Source organism: Actinokineospora cianjurensis, from assembly GCF_003663795.1.
In the GTDB taxonomy this organism is placed as follows: domain Bacteria; phylum Actinomycetota; class Actinomycetes; order Mycobacteriales; family Pseudonocardiaceae; genus Actinokineospora; species Actinokineospora terrae.
Genome location: NZ_RCDD01000001.1, coordinates 2,442,908 through 2,458,063, shown reverse-complemented (window position 1 = coordinate 2,458,063; position 15,156 = coordinate 2,442,908). Strand labels below are relative to the sequence as shown.

The 15,156-nt window shown below is 71.1% G+C and carries 12 protein-coding genes; 7 read left to right on the top strand and 5 right to left on the bottom strand.

Features of this window, described 5'->3' with window-relative positions; genetic code table 11:
* Nucleotides 1-410: 410 nt before the first annotated feature.
* The gene (locus CLV68_RS11200; RefSeq protein ID WP_121390281.1) at nt 411-2,483 is read right to left on the bottom strand and encodes a S9 family peptidase; all 2,073 of its coding nucleotides are present in this window, start codon (nt 2,481-2,483) and stop codon (nt 411-413) included.
* Between the two features lie 135 nt (nt 2,484-2,618).
* Between CLV68_RS11200 and CLV68_RS11195 the strand changes: the two genes are divergently transcribed.
* Nucleotides 2,619-3,710: a S1C family serine protease gene (locus CLV68_RS11195; RefSeq protein ID WP_246009761.1), complete on the top strand. Its 1,092-nt coding sequence runs from the start codon at nt 2,619-2,621 to the stop codon at nt 3,708-3,710.
* 413 nt (nt 3,711-4,123) lie between these two features.
* On the opposite strand, the gene CLV68_RS11190 is transcribed toward CLV68_RS11195, so the two are convergent.
* The 3 genes from CLV68_RS11190 to trpB all read right to left on the bottom strand — a co-directional run bounded on the left by CLV68_RS11190 (nt 4,124) and on the right by trpB (nt 6,900).
* Nucleotides 4,124-4,867 carry a GntR family transcriptional regulator gene (locus CLV68_RS11190; protein WP_170224211.1) on the bottom strand — a complete coding sequence of 248 codons (744 nt, stop codon included), beginning with the start codon at nt 4,865-4,867 and terminating at the stop codon, nt 4,124-4,126.
* Nucleotides 4,868-4,957: 90 nt separating this feature from the next.
* Nucleotides 4,958-5,713 carry a tryptophan synthase subunit alpha gene (gene trpA / locus CLV68_RS11185; RefSeq protein WP_246009760.1) on the bottom strand — a complete coding sequence of 252 codons (756 nt, stop codon included), beginning with the start codon at nt 5,711-5,713 and terminating at the stop codon, nt 4,958-4,960.
* Complete coding sequence (gene trpB, locus CLV68_RS11180) at nt 5,710-6,900, bottom strand: tryptophan synthase subunit beta (RefSeq protein WP_211346465.1); 1,191 nt, start codon at nt 6,898-6,900, stop codon at nt 5,710-5,712. Before trpB ends, trpA begins: the two co-directional genes overlap by 4 nt.
* A 276-nt stretch (nt 6,901-7,176) precedes the next feature.
* Here trpB and CLV68_RS11175 point away from each other — a divergent pair, with 276 nt between their 5' ends.
* From CLV68_RS11175 to CLV68_RS11150, 6 genes are all read left to right on the top strand, one after another.
* Nucleotides 7,177-8,595, top strand: coding sequence for a CBM96 family carbohydrate-binding protein (locus CLV68_RS11175; RefSeq protein WP_121390279.1), 1,419 nt, complete (start codon nt 7,177-7,179; stop codon nt 8,593-8,595).
* 174 nt (nt 8,596-8,769) lie between these two features.
* Nucleotides 8,770-10,014: an MFS transporter gene (locus CLV68_RS11170; protein WP_121390278.1), complete on the top strand. Its 1,245-nt coding sequence runs from the start codon at nt 8,770-8,772 to the stop codon at nt 10,012-10,014.
* A complete protein-coding gene (locus CLV68_RS11165) occupies nt 10,014-11,000 on the top strand; it encodes a TolB family protein (protein ID WP_170224209.1) in 987 nt (328 codons plus the stop codon). Before CLV68_RS11170 ends, CLV68_RS11165 begins: the two co-directional genes overlap by 1 nt.
* Before the next feature lie 125 nt (nt 11,001-11,125).
* Nucleotides 11,126-12,343 carry an ornithine--oxo-acid transaminase gene (rocD, locus tag CLV68_RS11160; protein ID WP_121390276.1) on the top strand — a complete coding sequence of 406 codons (1,218 nt, stop codon included), beginning with the start codon at nt 11,126-11,128 and terminating at the stop codon, nt 12,341-12,343.
* Nucleotides 12,344-12,475: 132 nt separating this feature from the next.
* On the top strand, nt 12,476-13,123 hold the full coding sequence (locus CLV68_RS11155) for a class I SAM-dependent methyltransferase (RefSeq protein WP_121390275.1): 648 nt from the start codon (nt 12,476-12,478) through the stop codon (nt 13,121-13,123).
* A 27-nt stretch (nt 13,124-13,150) separates the two neighbouring features.
* On the top strand, nt 13,151-14,113 hold the full coding sequence (locus CLV68_RS11150; protein ID WP_121390274.1) for a LysR family transcriptional regulator: 963 nt from the start codon (nt 13,151-13,153) through the stop codon (nt 14,111-14,113).
* Between the two features lie 77 nt (nt 14,114-14,190).
* On the opposite strand, the gene CLV68_RS11145 is transcribed toward CLV68_RS11150, so the two are convergent.
* Nucleotides 14,191-15,156, bottom strand: coding sequence for a LysR family transcriptional regulator (locus CLV68_RS11145; RefSeq protein ID WP_121390273.1), 966 nt, complete (start codon nt 15,154-15,156; stop codon nt 14,191-14,193).

Below are 15,156 nucleotides of genomic sequence, written 5' to 3'. Positions count from 1 at the left end.
CGTAGAGGGGCACGTTGGGCCAACGTCTGAGAGGGCACGTTGGGGCCAACGTCGTAGAGGGGCACGTTGGGCCAACGATCGTGAAGGCCGGGTGAGGGCCAACGTCGCTGAGTCTCGATCGGCTTGGACCGGCGGCTTCGCGCCGACGAACGGTCAAAGACAGGTACCTGTCCACAACCCTGCCAACCATCCACAACCGCCCGCCGAGCCCTATTGACACACCGCCAGGGTCGATAGGTTCAGAGATGGGGCCCCGGGCCCCGGGAGGGTGGGCCCCCGGAGCGGAGTTGATCTTGAACGGAGGCGGGGGCGGGCCGGGGGTGTGCGGGGGGGAGAGAGAGACGGCAGTGGGGTGCGGCCTTCCGGTGGGGAAAGGCCGCACCCGTGCCGAAGGGGTGGTGCGCGGCTGACTAGTCCACGCCCAGGGCGGACTTGAGCCAGCGGACCTGGAGGAGGAGGAAGTTCTCCGCCACGTCGTCTTCCTGGGGGGTCATGTGGGTGACGCCGGGAAGGGGCAAGAGGGTGTGGGGGCGGCCTGCCGCGACCAGGGCGCTGGAGAGGCGGATGGAGTGGGCGACCACCACGTTGTCGTCCGCCAGGCCGTGGATGATCAGGAGGGGGCGGGTGAGTTTGGGGGCGTCGTCGATGAGGGAGTTGCGGGTGTAGGCGTCGGGGTTTGTGGTGGGGTGGCCTAGGTAGCGCTCGGTGTAGTGGGTGTCGTAGAGGCTCCAGTCGGTGACCGGGGCGCCTGCGATGGCGGCGTGGAAGGTGTCGGGGGCGCGCAGGACGGCCAGGGCCGAGAGGTAGCCGCCGTAGGACCAGCCGCGGATGGCGACCTTGGTGAGGTCGAGGTCGGCGCCGGTGGCGGCGACCGCGTGCAGGGCGTCGACCTGGTCGGTGAGGGTGATGTCGGCGGGTTCGAAGGCGAGTTCCCGCTCCCAGACCGGGCCACGACCCGGGGTGCCGCGACCGTCGGCGACGACGACCGCGAAGCCCTGGTCGGCGAGCCACTGCGGGTTCAGGTACGCGTTGCGGGTCGACAGGACGCGCTGGGCGTGCGGACCGCCGTAGGGGTCCATCAGCACCGGGAGCTTGCGGCTGCCCGGGACGTGACCGGTCGGGTACAGCAGCGCCACCCGCAGGTCGCGCTCGCCGACGGTCAGCAGCCGCACGTTCGGGACCACGCCGGGGTCCACCGACAGGCTGGCGACCTCGCCGACCGCCGCGCCGTCGCGCAGGACCTGGACGCGCGGGCCGGACCACTCCAGCGACCACGAGGTCAGCACCGTCACGCCACCGGCGCGGGCCGCGCCGTGCACGCCGTCCACAGTGGACAGGCGGCGGTCGCCCGCGTGGACGTGCACCTGGGTGGGGTCCTCCGCCGATGCGGTGAACAGCACGTCGTCGGCGACGTCGAGGACCGAGCGGACCTGCAGGTCGCCGCTGACCACGGTGTCGCCGACGAGCAGGCGGTTCGCGCCGTCGCGGGCGGTGACCCGGACCAGCTCGCCGGACGGGGTCCAGGCGGGCATGCCCGTGGTGATCTCGATCCAGTGCTCGTCGGTCTCGGTGTGCAGGACCTCGGTGGCGCCGGTGTCGGGGTCGACGGTGCGGATCTCGACGGTGCGCTGGTCGCGGGACTGGACCGCGATCAGCGGCAGGCCACCGGTCGACCAGTGCGCGGTCACCAGGTACGGCAGGTCGACACCGTCCCAGTCGACCTCGACCCTGGTGCCGTCGAGGGAGATGACGGCCAGGCTGACGCGCACGTTCGGGGTGCCCGCGGCCGGGTAGGCCACCACGGCGGGTTCGCTGCCCGGGTTGGCCGGGTCCGCGATGTACCAGCGCTGGACCTCGCGCTTGTCGGTGTGCGCGACCAGCAGGCGGGTGCCGTCCGGCGACCACCAGTAGCCGCGGGTGCGGTTCATCTCCTCGGCGGCGACGAACTCGGCCAGGCCCCACGCCCGGTCCTCGCCGTCGGGGGTGGCCAGCGCGCGGTCGTCGGTACCGTCGACGGCGACCACCCGCAGCGCGTTGTCGGCGACGTAGGCCACGTGAGTGCCGGTGGGGTTCGGCCTCGGGTCCGCGACCGGCGTCGCGGCGGGCAGCTCGCGGGTGTCGCCGGTGAGCGCGTCGGCGGTGAACAGCCTGCCCGACAGCGCGAACGCGGCGACCCTGGCCGAGCTGTCGGTGGCGTAGCCCACAACGCCGCCACCCTGCTCGCGGGTGCGCTCGCGGCGGGCCAGCTCCTCCGGCGACAGCTCCTCGGCGCCGCCGAGCAGGGCCACCGGGTCACCCAGGCGGGTCTCCTGCCCGGTCGCGAGGTCCTGCTGCCACAGGGCGTGGACGCGGTCCTCCCCGGAGCCCGAGCGCAGGAACAGCAGGTGGGTGCCGTCCGGGGCGATCCGGAACTCCCTCGGGGAGCCGAGGGTGAAGCGCTGGGTCCTGGCCTGTAGGCGCAGGAACGAGTTCTCACTGGTCACGCCGGACAACCTATCCGCACGAGCACCCGCGCGGCAGCCCGTGCTCCCGCCCGGTGGACGGCCCCGCCCGGGTTCTTGGCAAAACCCTTGGGATTCCACAGGTTCCTCACATGCGCCGGTCCGAGAGTTGGACCCATGAACGAACACCCCCAGCTGCCGCCCCAGTCCCCCCAGACGCCGCAGTCCCCGTACACCCCGCCGATGTCGCAGGGGTCGGGCGCGGGGTACCCGGATACGCACACGCACGGCACGCACCCGCTCGGTACCCAGTCTCAGGCCGCCACCACGCAGTCGCCGGGCACCCGGTCCGCAGGTGCTCAGCCGCCGGGTGGTCCGCACGGCTCGGGGAGCCCCTTCGACCCGCGGTTCCCGCTGGGCCACGGTCAGCCCCCGTACCTGACGCCGGGGCTACCGCAACCGCGCAGCAAGATCCGGCGGGGCGCGGTGGGCCTGGTGGCCGCGGCGGTGCTCGGCGCGGGTGTGCTGGGCGGCGCGGCGGGCGCGTACTTCGGCTCGGACGGCGCGTCGACCCCGTTCGCGACCGTGGCCACCAGCGCGCAGACCGTGGCGGCCACCACACCGACCGACGTCAGCGCGGTGGTGGCGAAGGTCATGCCGACGGTGGTGGAGATCAGCACCCGCACCGCGAACGCCCAGGGCATCGGCTCCGGGGTGGTCCTGACCGCGGACGGCCGCATCCTCACCAACAACCACGTCGTCGACGGCGCCAAGGAGATCACCGTCACCTTCGCCGACGGCAAGACCGCGGCCGCCGAGGTGGTCGGGACGGACGCGAACGCCGATCTGGCGGTCATCCAGGCCCAGGGCGTGAACGGCCTCACCGCCGCCGTGCTCGGCGACTCGTCCCAGCTGCGGGTGGGCGACGAGGTCATCGCCATCGGCTCCCCCGCGGGCCTGCAGGGCACCGTCACCACCGGCATCGTCAGCGCACTCGACCGCGACGTCTCCATCCCCTCGGAGACCGGCACCCGCGGCATGCGCGGCAGCACCGCCACCGCCGTGTCCTACAAGGCCATCCAGACCGACGCCTCCATCAACCAGGGCAACTCCGGCGGCCCCCTGTTCGACACCCTCGGCCACGTCATCGGCATCAACTCGGCCATCTACTCACCGGTGTCCAGCGTGGACGGTGCCGCGGGCAGCGTCGGCATCGGTTTCAGCATCCCGATCGACACCGCCAAGGAGGTGATCGCCAAGATCAGCTGACCACCCGGGGACGGACCGGCCGTGCGGGCGCCCCACCCGCACGGCCCTTCCCCGCGTCCGGGGACGGGCAGGGCTCGACCGTGGTCAGCGCCCACGGCGGTGGCGGGTGCGCGGCGACGCGCCACCAACCCTCGCCCCTTGCGCGCTGCTCATGGGCGGTTCCCTACCGCAGGCGAGACCTGCGGGCGTCCGGCGATGGCGGTTCAGCAAGGCGGCTAGCGGCCACATGCCTGGACACACCTTCGCGACCGCGTGCGGAGGCGTCGTCGTGCCGGTCACTGACAAGGTCGGCAAGTGCACCCCAGCGAAACACCTGCGCATCGGGCAACACAGCGCGACTGTCCCCGGATCCACAGCTTGGCGACCGGGCGTCCGTAGCCGAATGACCGGGTGGGAGCAGCCGCAGCGGCGGACTAGTCCTGTGTGGAGGTACCGAGGCGGTAGCGGAACTCGCGGGTGGTGGTCTCGCGTTCGATGCAGACCTCCATGCGGTCGCTGACCAGGGTGGCCTCGTCGTCGACCAGCGGGGTGGCGTCGCGTTCGAGGGTGAGGCGGGTGCTGCGCAGGCAGAGGGTGCCCGGGGGGACGGCGAGGAGCGCGGCCAGGTCGGGGGTGGCGGCGACGGGGGTGATGGTCTCGGTGGCTCTGGCGGGGATCTTGCCGCAGAGCTCGGTGAGCAGGTGGTAGAGGGACCTGGTGCGGAAGTCGGCGTCGAGCAGGGCGGTGCCGAGGGCGGCGGGGATGCGGGAGAGTTGGTGCACGACCGGGTGGGAGCCGACCAGGCGGAGGCGTTCGACTTCCAGGACGCGGTCGGCGCGCAGGCGGCGGGCGATGTCCGGGGTGGGGGTGACGACCTCGGCGCGGAGTTGGACGGTGGTCATGGCGATGCCCTGCGCGGCGAGGTCGTCGACGATGCTGCCCAGGCCCGCGGCCAGGTAGGGGACGCGGTGGGCGCGCACGTAGGTGCCCTTGCCAGCGACCTGCTCGACGACGCCCTCGTCCTCCAGCGCGCGCAACGCCTGGCGCAGGGTCATCAGGCTGACCCCGTACTCCTCGCTCAGCTCGCGTTGCGGCGGCAGCGGCCTGCCCGCCCGGAACTCCGCGGCGGCGATGCGGCGCACCAGGTCGTCCTGGATCGCGACGTACTTCGGCGCCACAGCCGCACCCTCCCACTCGGGACCCGCTTGCGTGGCACACCGTACTCCCGGGCGGCTCCACTCTGGACCCCCTTCGCCGAACACCCGGGTTCAGCAGCCCAGCGCCGCCCGGAACCGGCCGACCAGGTCCCGCACCGACCCGCCCTCGGCGATCCGCCGCATCACCGGCGCGCCGATGATCACCCCGTCGGCGTGCTCGGCGACCACGGCGGCGTTCTCCGGGGTGGACACCCCGACCCCGACCAGCACCGGTTTGTCCGTGACCGCCTTGGCCCGGCGGGCGATGGCGCAGGCGGAGTCGGCGAGCACGGCGCGTTCCCCGGTCACGCCCATGACGCCCATCGCGTAGACGAACCCGCGGCTGCGCTCGCACACCTCGGCGAGCCGACCGTCCGGGGTGCTGGGTGCGGCGATCTGCACGGTCGCCACCCCGGCCGCGTCGGCGACCTCGGTCCACTCGGCGGATTCCTCGATGGGCAGGTCCGCGAGCACGACGCCGGTGACGCCCACGTCGGCGAGTCGGCGGGCGAAGGCGTCGTGCCCGTAGCGGTGGACGAGGTTGTAGTAGGTCATCACGACGAGGGGGACTGCTCCGCGGTAAGAGGCCAGGTCGCGCAACACCGTGTCCGGTGTGGTGCCGCGTTCGAGGGCTTGGACGGACGCGGCTTGGATTACCGGGCCATCAATGACCGGGTCGCTGAAGGGGATTCCGATCTCGACGGCGTCGGCGCCGGCGTGGACCGCCGCGTGCACGTGATCCATCCAGTTCTCGGTGACGCCGCCGGTGACGTAAGGGATCAGGATGGGCCTACCGGTCTCGCGCAGGCTGTCGATGAGGGCGGTCACTGGGACTCCTTGCGCTGGGCGAGCAGGTCGCTGATCTGTTCCATGTCCTTGTCACCGCGGCCGGAGAGGGTGACGAGCACCGTCGATCCATGCGGGATAGCCCTACCGGCTTCGCGGAGCAGGTAGGCGAACGCGTGCGCGGACTCAAGAGCCGGGATGAGGCCCTCTGTCCGGCTGACAACGCGAACGGCTTCGATGACCTCGTCGTCGGTCACCGACGGGTAGTGCGCACGGCCGATGTCGGACAGGTGCGCGTGTTCGGGTCCGATCCCCGGGTAGTCCAAACCGGCGGAGACCGAGTACGCCTCAAGAACCTGCCCGGCGTCGTCTTGCAGCAACATGCTCTTGGAGCCGTGGACAACGCCAACGAGGTCACTCCCGATGGCAGCGCCACCGGCCGCCTCGACACCGATCAGTTCAGCGTCGGTGTCCGCGAAGCCCGCGAACGTCCCGGCAGCGTTAGAGCCACCGCCGACGCAGGCGATCACGTGCGTGGGAGTGCCACCGTCGAGCAGGTCGGCGCACTGTCCCCTGGCCTCTTCGCCGATCACCCGCTGGAACTCCCGCACCAGCCACGGGTACGGGTGCGGGCCCATGACCGAGCCGATGCAGTAGTGGGTGTCGTCGACGGCGGCGACCCAGTGCCGCAGCGCCTCGTTGACCGCGTCCTTGAGCGTCCGGCTCCCCGAGGTCACCGGCACGACGGTGGCGCCGAGCAGTTCCATCCGCTCGACGTTGAGCCGCTGCCTGGCCACGTCGACCTCGCCCATGTAGACGACGCACTCGAGCCCGAACAGCGCGCACGCGGTCGCGGTCGCCACCCCGTGCTGGCCCGCGCCGGTCTCGGCGACGATCCGCCGCTTGCCCATCCGCCTGGCCAGCAGCGCCTGACCCAGCACGTTGTTGATCTTGTGGGAGCCGGTGTGGTTGAGGTCCTCGCGCTTGACCAGCACGCGCACCCCCAGCGCGGCGCCCAGGCCGCGGCAGTCGGTGACCGGTGAGGGCCGCCCGGCGTAGTGGCGCAGGTGGTGGTCGAGTTCGGCGCGGAACGCGGGGTCGGCCCACGCGTCGGTGAAGGCCGCCTCCAGTTCGCGGCAGGCGGGCACGACCGGCTCGGGGACGAACCGCCCGCCGAAGCGCCCGAAGTACCCCCGCGCGGTCGGCGGCCCCATCGTCAGGTTGCTCATGGCAGAGATGTTCACTGATCTCGCACACCGCCGTCAAGCTATTAGTTCTAGAACTGTTGGAATATGAGTTCTAGAGCTATCGCCTGATCACTGTGCGTCCCTGGTCATGGCCCCGCGACCCCCTGACGTGGTATTGGCCGGTCAGCGCCGCTGCCGCCGACCGCACTGTTCACCCGCAGGTCATCTGACGGTCCGGAACCACGTGGTGATCGTTTGGCGGCTGCCAGAAAGGTTGGAGGGCCCGAACGGACTACCGAAGCAGGGAAAGGCTTGGACATGTCCAGTCGCAGAGCCAGGACGGCCAGGGTCACCGGGGCGGTGGCCGGGGCGGTCGCCATCGCGGCGGCCACCGTCGTCGCGGTCGCCACCGCACCCACCGCCGCCGCGGCCACCACCACGTTCACCCCGGTCGCCGACACCTACGTCGACAACAGCGCCACCAGCACCAACTACGGCACCACCGGCCAACTCGGGGTGGACGGCTCCCCGGTCAAGCGGGCCTTCCTGCGGTTCACCGTCAGCGGCGTGACCGGCCAGGTCACCGGCGCGAAGCTGCGCGTGCACACCGACGACGTCAGCGGGTCCAACAGCCCGGCTGGCGGCACCTTCCGGGCGCTGAGCAGCACCAGCTGGTCGGAGACGGGCACCACCTGGGCCAACCAGCCGACCATCGACGGTGCCACCCTCGGCACCCTGGGCGCGGTCAGCCGCAACGCCTGGTACGAGGTGAACGTGGGCGCCGTCGTCACCGGTAACGGCACCTACAGCATCGCCATCAGCTCGACCAACAGCGACGGTGCCGACTACGACTCGCGCGAGTCCGGCTCGGCCACCGCGCCGCAGCTGATCGTCAGCACTGACACCCCCACCACGACCACCCCGCCGACCACCACCACGTCGCAGCCGTCGGGTGACCCCGTGCTGGTCGGCGCCGGTGACATCTCCAACTCCGGTTCGGGTGACACCGCCACCGCCGCGCTCCTGGACAACATCCCGGGCACGGTCTACACCACCGGTGACAACGTCTACAACGACGGCACCACCACCGAGTTCAACAACTACTACAACCCGACGTGGGGTAGGCACAAGGCGCGCACGAAGCCGGCGCCGGGCAACCACGACTACAACACCTCCGGCGCCTCTGGCTACTACAGCTACTTCGGCGCGCAGGCAGGCCCGTCCGGTCGCGGTTACTACTCCTACGACCTCGGCACCTGGCACGTCGTGTCGCTGAACAGCGAGATCAGCATGTCGACCGGTTCGGCGCAGGAGCAGTGGCTGCGGTCGGACCTCGCCGCCAGCAGCAAGCCGTGCACCCTCGCGTACTGGCACAAGCCGCGGTTCACCTCCGGCGCGGACCACGCGCCGAGCACCGCGACCGGCCCGCTCGTGCAGGCGCTCTACGACTACAACGCCGAGGTCATCGTCACCGGCCACAACCACCACTACGAGCGGTTCGCGCCGATGAACCCCAGCGGCTCGGCGGACTCGTCGCGCGGCATCCGGCACTTCGTCGCGGGCATGGGCGGTGCCGGCTTCTACAACTTCGGCACCATCCAGCCCAACAGCGAGGCGCGCAACAACAACACCTTCGGCGTCCTGAAGTTCACCCTGCACGCCAACAGCTACAACTGGGAGTTCGTGCCGCAGGCAGGCAAGACCTACAACGACAGCGGCTCCAACGCCTGTCACTAGTAACACTCCTCCCGCGACCCACCCCGCCGTCCCCGCCCGGCATCGTTCCCGACCTGGCGAGCCGACCTTCGCAGGGTCCTCGGGGTAGCGAGCGCTGCTAGACGACCACCGTGCTGCCGGGTCACCATGGTTCTCCCGTGGTGACCCGGCAGCACCCCACCACGGAGGTTGCGCGTGTACCTGTCCACGGTGAGTCGACCGGAGGTCACCGAGGTGCCCAACCGTCTCAAGAGGAGAGTGAGTGGCAATGTGATCGCGCTCGGCGCGGTCAGCCTCATCACCGACATCTCCTCCGAGATGGTCACTGCTGTCTTACCGCTATACCTCGTGGTGGGACTGGGCATGAGCCCTCTCGCCTACGGGGCCATCGATGGCCTCTATACCGGTGCGACCGCGCTGCTGCGGCTCGTCGGTGGCTATGTCGCCGACCGCACCAGGCGGCACAAGACGGTCGCGGGCGTCGGCTACGGTCTTGCCGCGGTGGCGAAGCTGGGTCTGATCGCGGCCGGGAACTCCCTCGCGGGCATCGGGGCCGCCATCACCGCCGACCGGGCGGGCAAGGGTTTGCGCACCGGGCCGCGGGACGCGCTGATCACCCTGTCGACCCCGGAGGACCAACTGGGCCGCGCGTTCGGCGTGCACCGCTCGATGGACGCCCTGGGCGCGTTCATCGGCCCGTTGGCGGCGGTGGGCGTGCTGATGTGGGCGGGATCGCAGGAGTTCGACGCGGTCTTCTTCATCAGCTTCCTCGTTGCCGCGTTCGGCGTCGTGGTCCTGGTGCTGTTCGTGCGTGACCATCGGGAGAAGGCCAAGCCGAAGGCCGTGGACATCCGTGCGGCACTGGGGCTGGTACGGCACAAGGGCGTGGGCGCGCTGCTGCTGGCCGCGTCGTTGCTGGGACTCGTAGTGGTCGGCGATGGGTTCGTCTACCTCTTGCTCCAGAAGCGCGGTGACCTGTCCATGGGCTGGTTCCCGCTTCTGGCGGTCGGCACGAGTCTGGTCTACCTGCTGCTGGCGACCCCTCTAGGCGTTCTGGCCGACAAGATCGGCCGGGCGAAGGTCATGCTCGGTGGGTATTCCGCGCTCGCTTTGGTCTATCTCGCGCTGATCGGTCCTATCGACGGGATCGCGCTGATCGTCCTCGTTCTGGTTCTCTATGGCTTCTTCTACGCCGCGACCGATGGCGTGCTGATGGCGCTGGCCGGGCGAGTCCTGCCGAAGGAACTACGGGCCACCGGCATGGCACTAGTGCAAACAGGGCAGGCGTTGGCGTACCTGGGTTCCTCGGTGCTGTTCGGCCTGTCTTGGCAACTGTGGGGACCGACCGCGGCGTGTGCCGCGGCAGGTGGCGCTGTCGTCGTCACCATCGTCGTGACCGCGCTGATCTTCGCGCGGGTGAACCGGAGCGTGCAGCCGTGATGACCGTCAAGACCAGGATCCTCGTCGCCCTCGCCGCGGCCGCGCTGTTGGCGGGCGCCGCCCTGTTCTACGTGGCCCGCACATCCACACCGCCCTCGGCGGCGCAGGTGCCGCGGATGGCGTCCGTGGCGCCTCCCGACGACGGCGTCGACCGGCGCTCCCTCCAGGTGCTCACGAACGGCGTGCTGGGGTGGGCCTCGGCGACCGACCCGCACTCACCCCGCGGTCTGTCCACCGTGCGGTGCGACCGCGCCTATCAAGCGGCACGCACGGTCGCGTGCCTACGACCGGTCGACGCGCTCGTAGGCACGAAGTTGTCGCTGCTGGACATCAAGGACAACGAGATCAAGTCAGTGCCGCTGACCGGGTTCCCCAACCGGTTGAAGGTGTCCGCGAGCGGCCGCATGGTGTCGTGGACGGTCTTCCTGGACGGCCACTCTTACGCCACCACCGGCTTCTCGACGCAGACCGGCATTCTCGACACCAAGACCGACGCGGTAGTGCACTCACTGGAGGAGTTCGCCGCGACCGTCGAGGGCAAGCCGCACCAGGCCGTCGACTTCAACTACTGGGGTGTCACTTTCACCGCCGACGACAATCGCTTCTACGCGACCCTGGGAACCGGCGGTAAGCGCTACCTGGTCGAGGGAGACCTAGCGGCGCGGACAGTGCGAACGCTGACGGCCAACGTGGAATGTCCCTCTCTCTCGCCGGACGGAAAACGCATCGCCTACAAGTCCGCTATCGACGCGGACCCGAAGAAGGGGTGGCGGCTGTCGGTGATGGACCTGTCGACGCTGAGCAGCACCCCTCTAGGTGAGACCCGCAGTGTGGACGACCAGGCCATCTGGCTCGATGACGCCACCGTCGCGTACGCACTCCAGCGCGACGACGGGGTCAACGACGTGTGGTCGATTTCCGCTGATGGGTCCGGACAGCCCAAACTGGTGGTGGAGGGCGCGAACTCGCCATCCCTGACGCACTAGGTCGTTCACCAGATCGTGGTGTGACGCAACGTTTCACCTCATCTGTGTGTGATGGCGCAACGAACGGGCGCTAGAAGCAATGCCCAGCGGATGAAATCGTCAGCGGGGGGACCTAGCCTGGGGTCATGACTGCTGTCGCACCCACCACGGCCGACTTCATCGAGCTCGACGAGCGGTGGAGCACGCACAACTACCACCCGCTGCCGGTGGTGATCGCCGAGGCCGAGGGCGCCTGGGTGACCGACGTGCGGGGACAGCGCTACCTGGACTTCCTCGCGGGCTACTCCGCGCTCAACTTCGGCCACCGGCACCCCGCGCTCGTCGCCGCCGCCGTCGAGCAGCTCGGCCGGGTCACGCTGACCAGCCGGGCGTTCCACCACGACCAGCTCGGCCTGTTCTGCCGGGAGCTCGCCGAGCTGACCGGCACCGACCTGGTGCTGCCGATGAACTCCGGCGCCGAGGCCGTCGAGTCCGCCGTCAAGATCGCCCGCAAGTGGGCCTACCAGGTCAAGGGCGTGCCGCAGGACACCGCGCAGATCATCGTCGCCGGGTCCAACTTCCACGGCCGCACCACCACGATCGTGTCGTTCTCCACCGACGAGGTGGCCCGCGCCGACTTCGGCCCGTTCACCCCGGGTTTCACCGCGGTCAAGTACGGCGACGTCGAGGCGGTCGCCGCGGCCATCACCGACCGCACCGCCGCCATCCTGGTCGAGCCCGTGCAAGGCGAGGCCGGGGTCGTCGTGCCGCCTGCCGGGTACCTGCGCGAGCTGCGGCGGCTGTGCGACGAGAACAACGTGCTGCTGGTCGCCGACGAGATCCAGTCCGGGCTCGCCAGGACGGGCACCCTGTTCGCGCTCGACCACGAAGGCGTCCGCGCCGACCTCTACACCCTGGGCAAGGCGCTCGGCGGCGGCATCCTGCCGGTGTCGGCGGTGGTCGGGCGCGGTGACGTGCTCGGCGTGCTCAAGCCGGGCGAGCACGGGTCGACCTTCGGCGGCAACCCGCTGGCCTGCGCGGTCGGCCGCGCCGTGGTGCGGCTGCTGGCCACCGGCGAGTACCAGGAGCGCTCGCGGGTGCTCGGCGAGCACCTGCACCGCTCGCTCAACGAACTCGTCGGCCGGGGCGTCGCGGAGGTGCGCGGGCGCGGGCTGTGGGCCGGTGTGGAGATCGCCCCCGGCGGTCCGTCCGGGCGGGCCGCGTCCGAGGCGATGATGGCGCGCGGCGTGCTGTGCAAGGAGACCCACGAGACCACGCTGCGGGTCGCGCCGCCGCTGGTGATCACCGAGGCTGAGGTCGACCGGGGCGTCGAGGTCATCGCCGAGGTCGTCGCGGGCCACTGATCCCCCCGTGGCGGCCGGGCACGAGGGCCCCGGCCGCCACGCGGTCCCCTCACGGCGGGTGACCGCGCGTCACCCGATAGTCCAACCGGCCGGGGCTGCCGATCGGGCCCGCGCGTGTTCACAATCCCCCGGGTGGAAACCCAGTTCTGGATCGACTCCTGGCAGGAGGGCGGCTCGAAGACGAGCTTCCACCTGCCCTCGGTCCACCCGCACGCGCGGTTGCTCGCCGACCGGGGCCTGCTCGACGACGCCACCGTCCTGGTCCCGCTCTGCGGCAAGACCGCCGACCTGCTGTTCTTCGCCGCCCACGCGCGCAGCGTGGTGGGGGTGGAACTCGTCGCCAAGGCCATCGACGAGTTCATCGCCGAGAACGACCTGAGCCCGCGGCAGCCCAAGCCGGGCGTGTTCACCGTCGGCAACCTGACGATCCTCAACCGCGACCTGTTCGACCTGGCGCCCGAGGACATCGGGCCGGTCGACCTGGTCTACGACCGCGCGTCGCTGATCGCCTTCCCCGAGGACATGCGCCACCGCTACGTCGAGGCGGTGACCGCGCTGACCGCGCCGGGCGCCTGGTACTTCATCAACACCGTGGAGTACCGGCCCGCGCTGCCGTCGCCGCCGTTCTCGGTGGGCCCCGCCGACGTCGACGCCTACTTCGGCGACCGGTTCGAGATCGACCACCTGCTGGCCGAGCCGCGCCCCGAGCACCGGATGGTCGAGAAGTTCGGCCTCGACGACCTCGTCGAGCACGGATTCCTGCTGCGCCGCTTCCAGTAGTCCGAGCGCCACGGCATAGTGGTCCGGATGGAGCTCGAGGTGCGCCACCTGCGCTACATCGACGCCGTGGGCACCGCGGGCAGCGTGACCCAGGCGGCGGTGGCGCTCGGACTGTCGCAGCCGTCGCTGACCGCGCAGCTGCGCCGGATCGAGCAGGTGCTCGGCAGCCCGGTGTTCGACCGGGGCAGGCACGGTGCGCGGCCGACCACGCTGGGCCGGGTGCTGCTGCCGCACGCCCGCGAGGTGCTGGCCGCGCTCGACGCGCTGACCAAGGCGGTGCGCCGCGCCCACGACGGGCCGAGCACCCCGATGTTGCGCCTGGGCACCCGCTCCACGGTGCTGGCGTCGCGGTTCTGCGAGGTGGTCGGCGAGGTCTTCGGCGACCGGCTGATCGACCTGACCGTGCTGGACCGGCAGGCGCCCTGCCTGAGCGCGCTGGCCAACGGCCTGGTCGACCTGGTGCTGCACGTCGACTTCCCCGGCCGGGAGACGGTCCCGCCGCCCGGCACGCGGATGACGGTGGTCGGGACCGAGCCGATCTTCGTGCTGCTGCCCGAGTCGCACCCGGCCGCCGCCAAGTCCGAAGTGGACCTGATGGACCTGGCCGGGGTCACCTGGCTGCTGTGGGCCAGCGGCGACGACGAGATGAACCGGCACCTGATCGCCGAGTGCGACCGCGCCGGGGCGGGCCGGGTGACCGTCCGCGAGTTCGACCAACTCGTCGCCGCCCAACTCATCCGCCGCGGCGACCCCGTCGCCTTCCCCGTCCAGGCCATCAGCAGCGGCGTCACCCTCCCCGGCGTCGTCCGCCCCCTGCGCGGCTCGCCCCTGCGCGTCCGCCACCTACTCCTGTGGCCCACCAACGGCGTCGTCGCCGACCACGCCACCCAGATCCGCGACAAACTCGTCGAGACCTACCGGGCCATGATCCCCACCCAAGGCCGCCTCCCCGGCTGGTGGTCAGCCAACCCCGGCTGGCTCGGCTCCTGACGGACCCGTCACCCCAGTCGACGGCTCGGCTCCCGGCGGCCCGACTTCCCAGCTGACGACTCGGGTCCTGGTGGGCGTTACGAGTGGTCGGCGGGGGTGGTGGTCCACTCGGGGTGGCGGGTGAGCCACTGGCGGTAGGCGGGGGTTTGTTCGACGACCTCGTGCTGGGCTCGGACGAGTTCGAGCCAGAGGCGGTCGATGTGGGTGGGGTCCAGGGGGCCGTCGGTGTTCCACAGGAGACTGGTGGTGGAGCGCAACGGGGTGCCGGTCAACGGGAGTTGGACCAGGCCCGCGCGGTGGCGGGAGCCGGGCATGGCCACCAGGACGGCCTCGCCGAGTTCGGCCAGTTGCAGGGCGGTGGTGTGGTCGACGCCGACTCGGATGTCCACTGTGGTCGGGCCGAAGGCGGCGGCGAGGTTCTCGGCGAGGCCGTCGTCGTGGGACTCGCCGACGCACCAGGTCTCGCCTGCCAGGGCGGTGATGGGGGCTTCCGGCAGGTGGGCGAGCGGGTGCTCCTCGCGCACCGCGGCGAACATCGGCTCCACCGCGACCACCCGCCTGCGCACCCGGGGCGGTGGTTCGGTGAGGCAGTGCGGGTGTTCGACCACGAGCGCCGCCTCGACCCGGTGGTCGACCAGCAGTTCCAGCTGGGCGCCCACCTCGGCCATGGTGCGCACCGACACCGGGGCGCCGAGCACCGCGGGGTCGAGCACCGACAGGCTGGCCACCAGCATCCCGGGTGAGCAGGCGAACCGGACCGCGGCGGGCAGTTGGGCCGGGTGGTGGCGTTCGGCGGTGGCGGTGAAGCGGTCCATCGCCTCCAGCACCGCCATCGCGTGCGCCACGACGACCTCGCCGAGCGCGGTCGGTACCGCACCCCCGGGGCCGCGCTGGAACAACGCGCCCCCGGCGACGCGTTCGGCGCGGCGCAACGACTCGCTGACCGACGGCTGGGTCACGCCGAGTCTGGTCGCCGCCGCGGTGAGGGTGCCCGCCTCGGCGATGGCGAGAACGGCACGCAGCTGGCGCAGTTCCATGTCCAT

Bases quoted from the DNA above. Each gene is read 5' to 3' on its own strand.
- CLV68_RS11195 (WP_246009761.1), top strand. From the start codon at position 2,619: ATGAACGAACACCCCCAGCTGCCGCCCCAGTCCCCCCAGACGCCGCAG.
- trpB (WP_211346465.1), bottom strand. From the start codon at position 6,900: ATGAGCAACCTGACGATGGGGCCGCCGACCGCGCGGGGGTACTTCGGG.
- CLV68_RS11175 (WP_121390279.1), top strand. From the start codon at position 7,177: ATGTCCAGTCGCAGAGCCAGGACGGCCAGGGTCACCGGGGCGGTGGCC.
- CLV68_RS11165 (WP_170224209.1), top strand. From the start codon at position 10,014: ATGACCGTCAAGACCAGGATCCTCGTCGCCCTCGCCGCGGCCGCGCTG.
- rocD (WP_121390276.1), top strand. From the start codon at position 11,126: ATGACTGCTGTCGCACCCACCACGGCCGACTTCATCGAGCTCGACGAG.
- CLV68_RS11150 (WP_121390274.1), top strand. From the start codon at position 13,151: ATGGAGCTCGAGGTGCGCCACCTGCGCTACATCGACGCCGTGGGCACC.
- CLV68_RS11145 (WP_121390273.1), bottom strand. From the start codon at position 15,156: ATGGACATGGAACTGCGCCAGCTGCGTGCCGTTCTCGCCATCGCCGAG.